Source organism: Guyparkeria sp. (genome assembly GCF_041687595.1).
Classification (GTDB): domain Bacteria; phylum Pseudomonadota; class Gammaproteobacteria; order Halothiobacillales; family Halothiobacillaceae; genus Guyparkeria.
Map to the genome: position 1 here is coordinate 24,307 of NZ_JAWLBP010000011.1, position 11,897 is coordinate 36,203.

The window sequence follows — 11,897 nt, forward strand, 5'->3', positions numbered from 1 at the left end:
GGATCAACCGGACGACGAGAACCAGCGGTCCAGGTTGCGGTAGCCGATCGCCTCGCCCAGCGCCGTGGCGTCGATCTCTGGGCGCTGGTCATAGTCGGCGATGGTGCGGGCGAGCTTGAGAATCCTTTCGCGGGCGCGACCGGACAGCCCCAGCTTCTCGATCGCCTGGTTGAGCATCGTCCGCTCCGCCGGACCGAGTGGCGCCTGGTCGGCGACCCCGCGGGCGTCCAGCCGGGCGTTGATCCTTCCCTGACGACTCAGCATGCGTTCGCGTGCAGCAACCACGCGCGAGCGCACCATGGAGCTGTCTTCGCCATCCTGCTCGGCGCGATCCAGGTCCGTGGCCGGGACGCGCGGTACCTCGAGATGGATGTCGATACGATCGAGCAGCGGCCCCGAGATCTTCGCCCGGTAGCGCTGGGCGGCACGCGAATGGATCTCGGTCCCCTGCGGCGAGGGATTCATCGCCGCGATCAGCTGGAATGCTGCGGGAAATGTGGCCTGCCTTGCGGCGCGCGAGATCATCACCTCTCGGGATTCCATCGGCTCGCGCAGTGCCTCGAGCACGCGGCGGTCGAACTCGGGCAGTTCGTCGAGGAACAGCGTGCCGTGGTGGGCGAGCGAGATCTCGCCCGGACCGGGTTGCGATCCCCCGCCGATCAGGGCGACGGCCGACGCCGAGTGGTGAGGTGCCCGGAACGGACGACGACCGAAGTGCGCCGGATCGAATCCCGCCGGGGTCACGGCCGCTACCTCGGCGGCGGCCAGGGCTTCCTCTTCGGTCATCGGCGGCAGGATGCCTGCCAGGCGCCGGGCCAGCATGCTCTTGCCAGCCCCGGGTGGGCCGACGAGCAACAGGTTGTGCCCACCGGCCGCCGCAATCGCCAATGCCCGCTTGGCCCGCGGCTGACCGCGGACGTCGGCCAGATCCCCGTCGGCGGCCGGGTCGATGCCTTCCGGGGCGTGGTGTCTCAACGTCTCGAGTTCTCGTTCGCCCGCCAGAAAGCCCACCAACTCGGCGAGATGGTCGACCGTATGGCCCCGGACACCGGGGATCAGTTGTGCCTCGTGGCGACCTTCCCCCGGCAGGATGAGCTCGCGCCCGGCATCTCTTGCCGCCCGCGCGGCGGACAGAGCACCGCGGATGGGGCGAACGGATCCGTCCAGTGAAAGCTCTCCCAGGCATTCGATGTGTCCCAGCCGGTCGCGAGCCGTCGCCGGCAACTGATCGGTGGCGGCAAGAATGGCCACGGCGATGGCCAGGTCGAAGCGGGCGCTTTCCTTGGGGAGGTCGGCAGGGGCGAGGTTGACCGTCAGTCGCCGAGGCGGGAACTCGAATCCCGAGGAAAGAATGGCGGCACGTACGCGGTCGCGGCTTTCGCGCACCGCCGTTTCCGGCAGGCCGACCAGGGTGAAGGCCGGCAGGCCGGCGGAGACATGTGCCTCGACGGTCACCAGCGGGGCGCTGATACCGAGCAGGGCACGACTGTGGATCTTGGCGATTGGCATGTCCGTATGCCTCGCAATGGAAGTTGGATCGGGGCATGGCGCCCCGGCCGTCAGCTGGAAAGGTCGCCTTCCTCGGGATAGCTCTTGTGCGGATGGCGTCCCTCGAGCTGCGCTTCGAGGTCGCTTACCCGCTGGTCGAGGGCCTCGAGCTTGGCCCGCGTGCGTGCCAGCACCTGGGTCTGGACGTCGAATTCCTCGCGGGTGACCAGATCCATGCGGGAAAAGCCGTTGCTCACGGCCTGCCGCACGGCCTTCTCGAATTCCTGCTTGCCTTCGCGCAGGCTCTCGGGCATGGCCTGCTCGATGCGCTGGGAGATCTCTTCAATCGTGTTCGTGATGGACATCTCGTTACCTCTGCCTGTGGGGTCACCGGGTGGTCCGCGCCGACCGCCAGTCGAACCACGGGCCGATCGAAACCTGATTGTTGGTGATACCCGACGAGTATGCAACTGCGGGTCAAGGTTCTCGTCGTGCCGGTAGCCAGGGCCGGAGGGGGCAACGCGTCGCTCGGGGTCTGCACCATAGGGGAGCGGACCGGGCGAGACGCGGCCCCATTTTGGGGAGAGGCCTGCGGAGTCGGTTGAAGCAATCGACTTGATGTCTTCACAAGGTACTGAAGTAAAAAGGAAAAAACAAATTGGCACGGCCGATGCAGAACAGGGGCTGAACCCTAACGTTCACCTCATGGAGCAAGACAAATGAAAAAGACCCTCATCGCGACCAGTATCGCTTCGGCCGTCAGCCTGTCGGCCCTCACCCTTCCCTCCGTGGCCGCCGCAGAGGTTTCCGCAAATGTCGGCGTCGTGTCCAACTACTTCTTCCGCGGCATTACGCAGACCGACGACAGCGCGGCCGTTCAGGGCGGCCTCGACTACGGGCACGAGTCCGGCTTCTACGCCGGCACCTGGGCGTCTACCGTCGACTTCGGCGATGGAACCAGCTACGAGCTCGACCTGTATGCCGGGTATGGCGGCAGCATCGGTGCACTCGGTTACGACGTCGGCTACATCTACTACGCCTATCCGGACGGGGACGATCTCGACTTCGGCGAGATCTACGGCTCGCTCTCCTACAGCTACCTCACCGCCGGGCTGGCCTACACGGTCAACTCGCAGGCCAGCGGCGAGAGTGCCTTCGACACCGGCGACATCTATTACTACGCCGGCGTGGACGTGCCTTTCGGCGAGTCGGGCTACAGCGGCAGCCTGTACTACGGCTACTACACTTTCGATGCTGACAGTTCGACCAACGAACTGGATTACGGCCACTGGAGTGCCGGGCTGTCGAAGGATGCCGGAGACTTCGGTTCCTTCGGCCTCAACCTGGAAATGGCTGATGTCGACGAAAACCACGGTTTCGGCGATCCCAACTCCGACGATCTGAAGCTCTGGATCAGCTGGTCCAAGTCGTTCTGACCGCCCATCACGGACAACCGGGCCGGTGACCGGCCCGCATCCGAGGAGAGACCCATGAAACTGATTACGGCAATCATCAAGCCCTTCAAGCTCGACGACGTGCGCGAGGCGCTGGGCACGGTGGGCGTGAAGGGCATCACCATGACCGAGGTCAAGGGCTTCGGTCGCCAGAAGGGCCACACCGAGCTCTACCGGGGCGCAGAGTACGTGGTCGACTTCCTGCCCAAGGTCAAGCTGGAAATGGTCGTCGACGACAACCTGGCCGACCAGGTGATCGAGGTGGTCACCAACGCGGCGAGCACCGGCAAGATCGGCGATGGCAAGATCTTCGTCTCGCCGATCGAGGAAGCCATTCGCATCCGTACCGGCGAGACCGGCGCGGACGCCCTTTAAGCGGAGGATTACACCGTGGAAACTCAAGTCATCGAACTGGGCTATGCCCTCGATACGTTCTACTTCCTGATCGCGGGTGCCTTCGTCATGTGGATGGCGGCGGGCTTCACCATGCTCGAGGCGGGACTGGTGCGCTCAAAGAGCACCGTCGAGATCCTGACCAAGAACATCGCGCTGTTCTCGATCGCCTGCGTGATGTACATGGTGGTGGGCTACAACATCATGTACAGCGACGGCATCTCCAGCATCATCCCGGGCCTGAGCTTCTTCCTGGGCGCGGACAACACGGCAGCCGAGGTCGTCGCGAGTGGTGGTGACATCTACTACTCCAACATGGCCGATTTCTTCTTCCAGGTCGTGTTCGTGGCCACCGCCATGTCGATCGTCTCCGGCGTGGTCGCCGAGCGGATGAAGCTGTGGGCCTTCCTTGCCTTCACCGTGGTCCTCACCGGCCTGATCTACCCGATCCAGGGCTACTGGAGCTGGGGTGGCGGCATCCTGAGCGATCTGGGCTACTCCGACTACGCAGGCTCGGGCATCGTTCACTTCACCGGTGCGGTTGCCGCTCTGGCGGGTGTGCTGCTGCTCGGTCCGCGAAAGGGCAAGTTCGGCCCGAACGGCCAGGTCAACGCCCTGCCGGGTGCCAACCTGCCGCTGGCGACCCTGGGTACGTTCATCCTGTGGCTGGGCTGGTTCGGCTTCAACGGCGGCTCGGAGCTCAAGGTATCTGATGTCGGTTCAGCCAACGCCGTCGCTCAGGTGTTCACCAACACCAATCTCGCGGCTGCCGGTGGCGTGATCGCGGCGATGATCGCCTCGCGCCTGACCTTCGGCAAAGTCGACCTGACCATGGTGCTCAACGGCGCGCTGGCGGGCCTGGTCGCCATCACCGCCGACCCGGCCTCCCCGTCGGCCCTGCTGGCGACCGTCATCGGTGCCATCGGCGGCGTGATCGTGGTCTTCTCCATCGTCGGCTTCGAGAAGATTCGCATCGACGATCCGGTCGGCGCCCTGTCGGTGCACGGCGTGGCTGGTATCTGGGGTGTGCTCGCGGTGCTCCTGTCGAACGACGAGGCGACCCTCGGCGGCCAGCTGGCGGGTCTTGCCCTGATCGGCGGCTTCGTCTTCGTTGCCAGCCTGATCATCTGGCTGATCCTCAAGGCGGTCATGGGCCTGCGGATCAACGAGGAGCACGAGGAAGAAGGCGTGGATTCGATCGAGTGCGGCATGGAAGCCTACCCCGAGTTCACCAACAAGTAAGGATGTCCCGACAGGGGTGTGACGGCACCAGGGAGGTGCCGAGAAGGACCAAGGCCCGGGCAGTTGCCCGGGCCTTTCTCGTGGGGCAGTCGCTCAGTCGGCGTCCGGGGAATGGAGATGATCGATGGAGTGTGCGCCGAGGAAGGCCTCGAACGCCTCGACGTGCTCCTCGGGGACGTTGATCCGGGCGGTGACTCGTTGTCCATAGTCGACCGACAGCAGCGTGGCCTGATGGTTGTCGGCCCAGTGCCGCAGGGGTTGCTCGCCGGCGAAGTCGAATTGTAGCCGGTAGGATCGCTGGGGCTGGTGCTCGGTGAGAGGCAGGTCGGCGAGAGCCAGCTGGGTGGCGCCGGAGTACGCCCGGACCAGCCCCCCCGCGCCCAGCTTCACTCCGCCGAAATAGCGGATGACCACCACGATGACGTCACCGATACCCTTGTGTCTGATCACGTTGAGGATGGGCTTGCCGGCCGTGCCGCTGGGCTCGCCGGCATCGCTCATCGCCGCGCTGGCGGCGGTCTCGGGGTTGCCGATGAGGTAGGCCCAGCAGTGGTGGCGCGCATCCGGGTGATCGGCCCGCGCCTGTTCGACGAACGCCATCGCCTCCGCGCGGCTGGCCACGCCGCCGGCGCGCGCGATGAATCGGCTCTTCTTGACCTCGAGCTCGCGCTCGATGTTCGTCGCGGGAGTGTGGAAAGGGGATTCCGACATGGGTGGTCCGGGAAACGTAAAAGCGCCTGCCGCGGGGCAGGCGCTCCATGGAGTGTTGAGTCTTCCGCGGCTCAGCGGGCGAGCTTGGACTCGACGCTGTCGCGCATTTCCCTGCCGGCGAGTTGCTCGACCACGGCCAAGGCGAAATCCAGTGCCACGCCGGGGCCCCGTCCAGTCACCACATTGCCGTCGACCACGACCGGCTCGTCCAACACTTCGGCACCGGCGGTTTCCTCGGCCGACAACGCGCCAGGGAAGTGGGTGATCCGGCGACCCTTGAGCAGGTTGGCGGCCGCGAGCACCTTCGGTGCGGCGCAGATCGCCGCGATCAGGCGGCCTTCCCGCGACTGTTCCTGCAGTCGGGCGATGACGCGCTTGTCCGCCGCGAGGTTGTTCGACCCCGGTTGCCCACCCGGCAGGATGATGGCGTCGAAGGTCGATTCCGTCCCCAGCAGGGTGAGGTTGGTGTCGGTCACGACCGTGGTGCCGCGCGCGCCGGTGGCATTGTCCTCGTGCAGGCTGGCAACCGTGAGGTCGATGTCCGCCCGGCGGAGAATGTCGACGGTCGTGATGGCCTCGAGATCCTCGAATCCCGGGGCCAGAAGGATGAGTGCCTTGCTTGCCATTGGGCATTTCCCTCCGGTTCGGTTAATGAAGGCGCCGGCGGATCACGATCCCGCCGGCGGGCGTCTTCAGCGCCGCGTGTTCCTGCTGACGATCACCATGCCCTTGAGCAGGTTGAGCGATTCGTAGAGCTGGTAGTCCCGGATGACCAGCGGCTCTTTCTCCTCGTCGTCGCCCTCACCCTCCTCGGCCTGACGGATGACGTCCATCATCTCCGACTGGCCGTTGCTCAGGTGTCCGCTGAGGCTGGCCTCGGAGATCGAGAAGGCGTCCTCGATGCTGCTGACCTTGAGCTGGTGGACGGTCACGTCCGGTTCGATGCCCTCGGCCTGGATCGAACGGCCGTCGGGGGTGTAGTAACGGGCCGTGGTCAGGCGCAGGGCGCCGCCGTCCGACAGCGGCATGATCGACTGCACGGAGCCCTTGCCGAAGGTCTTCTCGCCGACGATCAGGGCCCGGTTGCTATCCTGCAGCGCCCCGGCGACGATCTCGGATGCCGAGGCCGAACCGCCGTTGACCATGACCACGATCGGCGCCCCGTCGAGCCTGTCGCCTGTGCTGGCCTCGAAGCTCATCTTGGCGTCCGCGATGCGGCCCTTGGTGTAGACGATCTGCCCTTCCTCGAGGAAGGCGTCGACCATTTCCACGGAGCCCTGCAGTACCCCGCCGGGGTTGTTGCGCAGGTCCAGCACCAGGCCCTTGAGCGCCTCGCCGTCGTTTTCCTTCACCAGTTCGTCGAGCGCCTCGAGCATCTGTTCGACGGTCCGTGACTGGAACTGCGAGACGCGGATGTACCCCATGCCCGGCTCGAGCAGTTCGTGCCGCACCGACTCGGTCTTGATGACCGCGCGGGTGATGGTGAACTCCAGCGGCTTGTTTTCGCCCTCGCGAGCAATGGTCAGGTCGATGTCGGTGCCCGGCTTGCCGCGCATCTTCTTGACGGCTTTCTCGAGATCCAGATCCTGGGTCAGCTCGCCGTCGATGCGGATGATCTTGTCGCCTGCCTCAAGCCCGGCTTCCTTGGCCGGCGTGTCGTCGATCGGAGCGATAACCGTCAGCACGCCGTCCTTGATGCCCACCTGGATGCCCAGGCCGCCGAACTCGCCGGAGGTGGACTCGCGCAGGCTCTTGAACTCCTCCTGATCGAGGTAACCCGAGTGCGGATCGAGTTCCGAGATCATGCCCCGGATGGAGTTCTCGATCAGTTCCGCCTCGCTGATGTCATCGACATAGTCGGAGCGCACGCGATCGAGCACATCCGAATAGGTGCGCAGCAGATCGAGCGGCACGTCCACCTCGTTTGCCCCGGGGCGTTCGGCGACCGCGTTGATGGCAATGGCGATGGCAAAACCGAAGAAGGCGGCGATACCCAGGGTCGAGGCTTTGCGGATCCAGGTGGTCATGATGGTCTCTCTAGGCATGTGCGGCGTATGCGGCTCGTCGGCCGTCCGATCGGACAGTGTTCCTGTCCGCATGGGCTCCACGGACGCATGTCGTCGGCAACGAGCATTGTCCTGATATTCGGGTCGTTTCGACCGATTGCAAGGGCATCCGTACCGGGTGTTCTCGAGCACGGGCGTCCTGTCGGTGACGGGGTGCCCCGAGCGTGCGATTACCCCACGTGGTACGGATCGTCCTGCGGACGCCCGTTTCCCTGCAAGAATAGGGTATCACCGTCGATTTGACGATCTCCAACGGCTGTCCGAATCGGGAGGGTGCTTTTCCCGCGTTAACCTCCGGCAACCTTCCGCCAAGCCGGCCAGCGCCCGGGATTGACGGGACGATTGTTGTGACGTACCTCAACGTACAGGCCCGCCTGCCCCGCGTCCATGACGCCGGATTCGCAGAGCTGCTCCCCCTGGTCCACGCGAGCGCCCTTCTCGACGTTCAACGTCTGGCAGTGTGCATAGAGGGAAAGGTAACTGTCGCGGTGCCGCAGCATCACGAGCTTGCCCCAACCCTTGAGTGAGGCGGCGTAGACCACCGTTCCCGAATCGACGGCACGCACCGGCTGGCCGCGCTCGGCACGGAAGGCGATGCCCTCGTGGCGCAGACGGCCATTGGGCAGTGAGTCGCCGTAGCCCCGCATGACCGAGCCCGCGATGGGGATGCCCCCTGAAGGAATGGGAGTCTTCTCGCCATCCCCGCCAGCCTTTTGCCGGGCCTCGTCGGCACGCGCCTGGGCCTCCTTCTCCTTCCGCGCCTCGGCCTCTTTCCGTGCCTGGGCCGCCCGGACCTCGCGGTCGAGTCGCTCCTTGCGCTCCAGCAGGGAGCGCAGGTCCGCCTGCTGCTGGTCGAGTGCTTCGCCGAGACTTGCCAACAACGTCTCCTGCCGGTCGAGGTTCTCCGCCACCTGGCGGTAGTTTGATTCCAGTGCCTCGCCCGCCTCGCGCAGCTTCTCGTCGTTCGCCTGTATTTCCTGCCGGTTGTCCTCCAGTGCGGCCTGTTGCCTGGCGAGTGATTCCCGGGCGCGCTGGATCGGTTCGATGGTGGCCTTCAGGTACTGGAGGTCGCGACGCGCCTGCAGGGAATCCCCTTCGGCCAACAGGGCCTGTAGCGCCCCGCCACGGGTCAGAGGATAGGCGGAGCGCAGGCGTGATTCGAGTTCGGCCTGCCGTTCGGCCAGTCCTTCCCTGAGCTCCGCCTCGCGGATGTCCAGCGCTTCCCGCTGCTGCTCGAGCTCGCCGCGGCGCTCGTCAAGCGCCTGGGCATGCTTGTCCAGATCGGCCAGCGCCTCCTCGTGACGTTCGAGTTCCTTGCGGGCGCGTTCGCGTTCGGCCCGGGTGGTCTCGATCTCCTCGCGCTGCGACTCGATTTCCTGCTCGATCTGGGCCGCAGAGGTCGGGGCCGGGACGACGAGGCACCATCCGGCGGTCGCCATCCAGAGGATGGCAAGGAAGTTCGGCCGTGTCATGCGCGGGAATGGAAGCAAGGTTGTCCCTGGCCGGTGGTGGTGCGACGGCTTTAGCCGGGGAGATCGCAACAAAAATGACGAAAAGCGGTAGTATACGGAATCAGAAGGGATTTCGCCGAGCGGCCGACGGTCTGCCGGGTCGCCAGTTCGGGCGAGGTCCGAACCCTTTTCATCTTACTTGGGTCAAGGCCATGAATCTGGAAACCGAGGAATACCCCGCCACTCGACTGATGGGTCGCTCCGAGGACATCGAGCGCGCCTCCCGCTCGCTCAAGGCCATGTCGCACCCGTTGCGCCTGAAGATCCTGTGCGTGCTCGGCGACGGTGAGCTCAGCGTCCAGCAGATCGTCGAAGCCGTGGGGACTACCCAGAGCAACATCTCCCAGCATCTGGCCATCCTGCGCGACAAGGGAATCCTGGCCTCCCGCAAGGACGCCAACCGGGTTTTCTACCGGGTGTCGGATGCGCGCACCCTGCGACTGATAAGCATGATGCAGGAAGTCTTTTGCCCGCTCGATTAGACTGCAATAAAATAATTATATAGATACCCTTTCGCCCGCCCTCGTTGCGGGCGTTTTGCTCACGAGAAACCTGTCTCTTTCCGCTTACCGGAGTGTTTTTGCAATGACGACCGACCGCTACGTACGCATCATCGCCGGCCTGATGATCCTGATCACCCTGGTGCTGGCGCACCTGACCGGTCAGGCCGATCTCGGCCAGCTTTCCTGGCTGTGGCTGACGGCCTTCATCGGCCTAAACTTGTTCCAGAGCGGCATCACTCGTTTCTGCCCGCTGGACTCCATCCTGGCCAAGATGGGTGTGCGTCGCGCTACCTAAAGGCCGCGCCGGCCGCGTGCCGCGGCTATTCCTGGCGCATCATCGATCGATGCGCCGTCGGTGCCTTGAATTTTCGTGCACACCCCGCCATTGTATGGCGCACTTTCCCGTGCTTATTGAGAAGGCTTCATGGAAACCTTTTTCGACTTCCTCGTGCGCCACTGGGCCCTGTCCCTGGCTGCCCTTGTCCTCATCGTGCTGCTCATCGGCAACGAGCTTTCCAGACGCCTGCAGAAGTTCGAGACGATCGATCCGCCCGAGGTCGCCCGCAAGGCCGGTCGTGACGGGGTGGCGCTGATCGACGTGCGCGAGCCCAACGAATGGCGGGAAGGCCACATCAAGGGCGCGCGGCACATACCGCTGGGCAAGCTGGAAGGCAAGCTGGGCGACCTCAGGAGCGAGGCGCCGAAGGAGATCGTCCTGTACTGTCGCTCGGGCAACCGTTCGGGCACGGCGGCGAACATCCTGGTCAAGAATGGCTTCGAGAACGTCAGTCACCTTGGCGGCGGCATCATCGCCTGGGAGTCGCAGAACTACCCCGTCAGCAAGGGCAAGTAGGCTCCACGCATGGGAGAATCGCCCGGTCAGCCGCCGATCGTCGTCTACCAGAGTCCGCTCTGTCCCTTCTGCCATTTTGCCAAGCGCCTGCTGAAGAAGCGCGGGCTGTCGTTCGACTCGATCAACGTGCAGCTCTCCCAGGCGAAGAAGGAGGAGATGATCCAGCGCAGCAAGCGGCTGACGGTTCCCCAGATATTCATCGGCGAGACTCATGTCGGCGGTTACGACGAGCTCGCCGCCCTGGACCGCGAAGACCGCCTGATGCGTCTGGTCGAGGCCGAAGCCCGCCGGGCGGGCGGCGAGCCGCCCGTCGACGGGACGTGACGCGGCCGGTCATGGCGCTATCATGACGATTCGTATCCGGCGAGGGAGAATCCGGCGATGAGCGAATCCAGACACGTGGTCTGTCCTGCCTGCGGCGGCGTCAACCGGGTGCCGGTCGATCGACTGGGCAGCGGGACCTGCGGGCGCTGCCGGCAGGCCCTGTTTCCCGGCCAGCCGGTGACGCTGGACGAGGCCGGCTTCGAGCGGCACGTCGGTCGCAACGACCTGCCCGTGCTGGTCGATTTCTGGGCCGAGTGGTGCGGGCCCTGCAAGATGATGGCGCCGGTCTTCGACCAGCTGGCCCGCGACTACAACGGTCGGCTGGTGGTGGCCAAGCTGGAGACCGAGCGGGCCCCCGGCGTCTCCGCGCGCTTCGGCATCCGCAGTATCCCGACGCTGATCCTTTTTTCCGGCGGTCGCGAAGTCGACCGCCTTTCCGGCGCGATGCCGGCCGCCCAGCTGACGCAGTGGCTGGCCGGGCACGGCATCCGCTGAACCCCATCGAACAACGACTACCAGGAAACACAGACCATGGCAGAGGGTGATCAGAACGCGGCCGGCAACGGCCAGGACGAACAGCAGTTCTTCGTGCAGAAGGTCTATCTCAAGGACCTGTCCTTCGAGTCGCCGCAGGCGCCGGACATCTTCACGCGCAACGACTGGACGCCCGAGGTCAACGTGCAGGTGGGCAACAACGCCACTCGCCTGGCCGACACCGCCTTCGAGACCGAACTGACCATCACGGTCACCGCCACGCACGAGGAGAAGACCATCTACCTCGCCGAGGTGCAGTACGCCGGCGTGTTCACCATCAAGGGCTTCGACGACGCGACCCGTCGTCAGCTGCTCGGCGCCTACTGCCCCACCCTGATCTTCCCGTACATCCGCGAGACGGTCAGTGACCTGGTGATGAAGGGCGGCTTCCCGCAGATGGTCCTTCAGCCCATCAACTTCGACGCCCTCTACCAGCAGCACATGCAGGAACGGGCGGCGCAGGGTGAAGACGCCGAATCGCGTCCGCAGTAAGCGGTTCGACGCGGGGCCGTCACATGACCCAGCCGGAACACAAGCAGATCGCGGTCCTGGGCGCCGGCTCCTGGGGCACGGCGCTGGCCTCCCTGTTGGCGGCGAACGGCGCCGAGGTGCGCCTGTGGGCACGTGACTGCGACCAGGCCACTCGCATCGACGCCGATCACCAGAACGCCCGCTACCTCCCGGGCGTGACCCTTCCCGAGGGCCTGCGCGCGACCTGCGACCTGTCGCGGGCCGTCGAGGGGGTCGAGCAGGTCTGGCTGGTGCTCCCGACGAAGATCCTGGGCGAGTTCCTGGCCTCCCATGCCGACACCCTGCCG

16 protein-coding genes are annotated in these 11,897 nt (G+C 65.2%); 10 read left to right on the plus strand and 6 right to left on the minus strand.

Annotated elements, in window-relative coordinates; translation table 11 throughout:
• Window positions 1–3: 3 nt before the first annotated feature.
• Together ACESL5_RS03250 and ubiK are read right to left on the minus strand one after the other, a co-directional pair.
• Window positions 4–1,509, minus strand: coding sequence for a YifB family Mg chelatase-like AAA ATPase (locus ACESL5_RS03250; RefSeq protein ID WP_372591348.1), 1,506 nt, complete (start codon window positions 1,507–1,509; stop codon window positions 4–6).
• A gap of 50 nt (window positions 1,510–1,559) precedes the next feature.
• Window positions 1,560–1,853 (minus strand): ubiquinone biosynthesis accessory factor UbiK, encoded by a 294-nt coding sequence (gene ubiK / locus ACESL5_RS03255; RefSeq protein ID WP_372591349.1) that lies wholly within the window; start codon window positions 1,851–1,853, stop codon window positions 1,560–1,562.
• 354 nt (window positions 1,854–2,207) lie between these two features.
• On the opposite strand from ubiK, the gene ACESL5_RS03260 reads away from it, so the two are divergent.
• Genes ACESL5_RS03260 through ACESL5_RS03270 form a run of 3 tightly spaced genes read left to right on the plus strand, consistent with a single transcriptional unit; the run spans window position 2,208 to window position 4,577 of the window.
• Complete coding sequence (locus tag ACESL5_RS03260) at window positions 2,208–2,924, plus strand: TorF family putative porin (RefSeq protein WP_372591350.1); 717 nt, start codon at window positions 2,208–2,210, stop codon at window positions 2,922–2,924.
• A 54-nt stretch (window positions 2,925–2,978) separates the two neighbouring features.
• On the plus strand, window positions 2,979–3,317 hold the full coding sequence (locus tag ACESL5_RS03265; protein ID WP_372591351.1) for a P-II family nitrogen regulator: 339 nt from the start codon (window positions 2,979–2,981) through the stop codon (window positions 3,315–3,317).
• 15 nt (window positions 3,318–3,332) lie between these two features.
• The gene (locus tag ACESL5_RS03270) at window positions 3,333–4,577 is read left to right on the plus strand and encodes an ammonium transporter (RefSeq protein ID WP_372591352.1); all 1,245 of its coding nucleotides are present in this window, start codon (window positions 3,333–3,335) and stop codon (window positions 4,575–4,577) included.
• A gap of 93 nt (window positions 4,578–4,670) precedes the next feature.
• Here ACESL5_RS03270 and ACESL5_RS03275 read toward each other — a convergent pair whose 3' ends face one another.
• The 4 genes from ACESL5_RS03275 to ACESL5_RS03290 form a co-directional block, all read right to left on the minus strand.
• Window positions 4,671–5,288, minus strand: a complete 618-nt coding sequence (locus ACESL5_RS03275; protein ID WP_372591353.1) for a YigZ family protein — start codon at window positions 5,286–5,288, stop codon at window positions 4,671–4,673.
• Window positions 5,289–5,359: 71 nt separating this feature from the next.
• The gene (locus ACESL5_RS03280; RefSeq protein ID WP_372591354.1) at window positions 5,360–5,914 is read right to left on the minus strand and encodes a DJ-1 family glyoxalase III; all 555 of its coding nucleotides are present in this window, start codon (window positions 5,912–5,914) and stop codon (window positions 5,360–5,362) included.
• 66 nt (window positions 5,915–5,980) lie between these two features.
• Window positions 5,981–7,315 (minus strand): S41 family peptidase, encoded by a 1,335-nt coding sequence (locus tag ACESL5_RS03285; protein WP_372591355.1) that lies wholly within the window; start codon window positions 7,313–7,315, stop codon window positions 5,981–5,983.
• 326 nt (window positions 7,316–7,641) lie between these two features.
• Window positions 7,642–8,826 carry a murein hydrolase activator EnvC family protein gene (locus ACESL5_RS03290; RefSeq protein WP_372591356.1) on the minus strand — a complete coding sequence of 395 codons (1,185 nt, stop codon included), beginning with the start codon at window positions 8,824–8,826 and terminating at the stop codon, window positions 7,642–7,644.
• A 191-nt stretch (window positions 8,827–9,017) separates the two neighbouring features.
• Between ACESL5_RS03290 and ACESL5_RS03295 the strand changes: the two genes are divergently transcribed.
• From ACESL5_RS03295 to ACESL5_RS03325, 7 genes are all read left to right on the plus strand, one after another.
• The gene (locus tag ACESL5_RS03295; protein WP_372591357.1) at window positions 9,018–9,347 is read left to right on the plus strand and encodes an ArsR/SmtB family transcription factor; all 330 of its coding nucleotides are present in this window, start codon (window positions 9,018–9,020) and stop codon (window positions 9,345–9,347) included.
• A gap of 103 nt (window positions 9,348–9,450) precedes the next feature.
• Complete coding sequence (locus tag ACESL5_RS03300; RefSeq protein ID WP_372591358.1) at window positions 9,451–9,663, plus strand: DUF2892 domain-containing protein; 213 nt, start codon at window positions 9,451–9,453, stop codon at window positions 9,661–9,663.
• Window positions 9,664–9,792: 129 nt separating this feature from the next.
• Window positions 9,793–10,221 carry a rhodanese-like domain-containing protein gene (locus ACESL5_RS03305; protein ID WP_372591359.1) on the plus strand — a complete coding sequence of 143 codons (429 nt, stop codon included), beginning with the start codon at window positions 9,793–9,795 and terminating at the stop codon, window positions 10,219–10,221.
• A gap of 9 nt (window positions 10,222–10,230) precedes the next feature.
• Window positions 10,231–10,545, plus strand: a complete 315-nt coding sequence (grxC, locus tag ACESL5_RS03310) for a glutaredoxin 3 (RefSeq protein ID WP_372591360.1) — start codon at window positions 10,231–10,233, stop codon at window positions 10,543–10,545.
• Between the two features lie 57 nt (window positions 10,546–10,602).
• On the plus strand, window positions 10,603–11,040 hold the full coding sequence (trxC, locus tag ACESL5_RS03315) for a thioredoxin TrxC (protein WP_372591361.1): 438 nt from the start codon (window positions 10,603–10,605) through the stop codon (window positions 11,038–11,040).
• A 36-nt stretch (window positions 11,041–11,076) separates the two neighbouring features.
• Window positions 11,077–11,571, plus strand: a complete 495-nt coding sequence (gene secB, locus ACESL5_RS03320; protein WP_372591362.1) for a protein-export chaperone SecB — start codon at window positions 11,077–11,079, stop codon at window positions 11,569–11,571.
• A gap of 23 nt (window positions 11,572–11,594) precedes the next feature.
• A partial coding sequence (locus ACESL5_RS03325) for a 2-dehydropantoate 2-reductase N-terminal domain-containing protein (protein WP_372591363.1) occupies window positions 11,595–11,897 on the plus strand: 303 nt, incomplete at its 3' end.

Excerpts from the sequence above, each read along its gene's own strand:
- ACESL5_RS03260 (WP_372591350.1), top strand. The coding sequence starts at position 2,208 with ATGAAAAAGACCCTCATCGCGACCAGTATCGCTTCGGCCGTCAGCCTG.
- ACESL5_RS03290 (WP_372591356.1), bottom strand. The coding sequence starts at position 8,826 with ATGACACGGCCGAACTTCCTTGCCATCCTCTGGATGGCGACCGCCGGA.
- secB (WP_372591362.1), top strand. The coding sequence starts at position 11,077 with ATGGCAGAGGGTGATCAGAACGCGGCCGGCAACGGCCAGGACGAACAG.
- grxC (WP_372591360.1), top strand. The coding sequence starts at position 10,231 with ATGGGAGAATCGCCCGGTCAGCCGCCGATCGTCGTCTACCAGAGTCCG.
- ACESL5_RS03305 (WP_372591359.1), top strand. The coding sequence starts at position 9,793 with ATGGAAACCTTTTTCGACTTCCTCGTGCGCCACTGGGCCCTGTCCCTG.
- ACESL5_RS03285 (WP_372591355.1), bottom strand. The coding sequence starts at position 7,315 with ATGACCACCTGGATCCGCAAAGCCTCGACCCTGGGTATCGCCGCCTTC.
- ACESL5_RS03265 (WP_372591351.1), top strand. The coding sequence starts at position 2,979 with ATGAAACTGATTACGGCAATCATCAAGCCCTTCAAGCTCGACGACGTG.
- ACESL5_RS03280 (WP_372591354.1), bottom strand. The coding sequence starts at position 5,914 with ATGGCAAGCAAGGCACTCATCCTTCTGGCCCCGGGATTCGAGGATCTC.
- trxC (WP_372591361.1), top strand. The coding sequence starts at position 10,603 with ATGAGCGAATCCAGACACGTGGTCTGTCCTGCCTGCGGCGGCGTCAAC.
- ACESL5_RS03300 (WP_372591358.1), top strand. The coding sequence starts at position 9,451 with ATGACGACCGACCGCTACGTACGCATCATCGCCGGCCTGATGATCCTG.
- ACESL5_RS03295 (WP_372591357.1), top strand. The coding sequence starts at position 9,018 with ATGAATCTGGAAACCGAGGAATACCCCGCCACTCGACTGATGGGTCGC.
- ACESL5_RS03250 (WP_372591348.1), bottom strand. The coding sequence starts at position 1,509 with ATGCCAATCGCCAAGATCCACAGTCGTGCCCTGCTCGGTATCAGCGCC.
- ubiK (WP_372591349.1), bottom strand. The coding sequence starts at position 1,853 with ATGTCCATCACGAACACGATTGAAGAGATCTCCCAGCGCATCGAGCAG.
- ACESL5_RS03275 (WP_372591353.1), bottom strand. The coding sequence starts at position 5,288 with ATGTCGGAATCCCCTTTCCACACTCCCGCGACGAACATCGAGCGCGAG.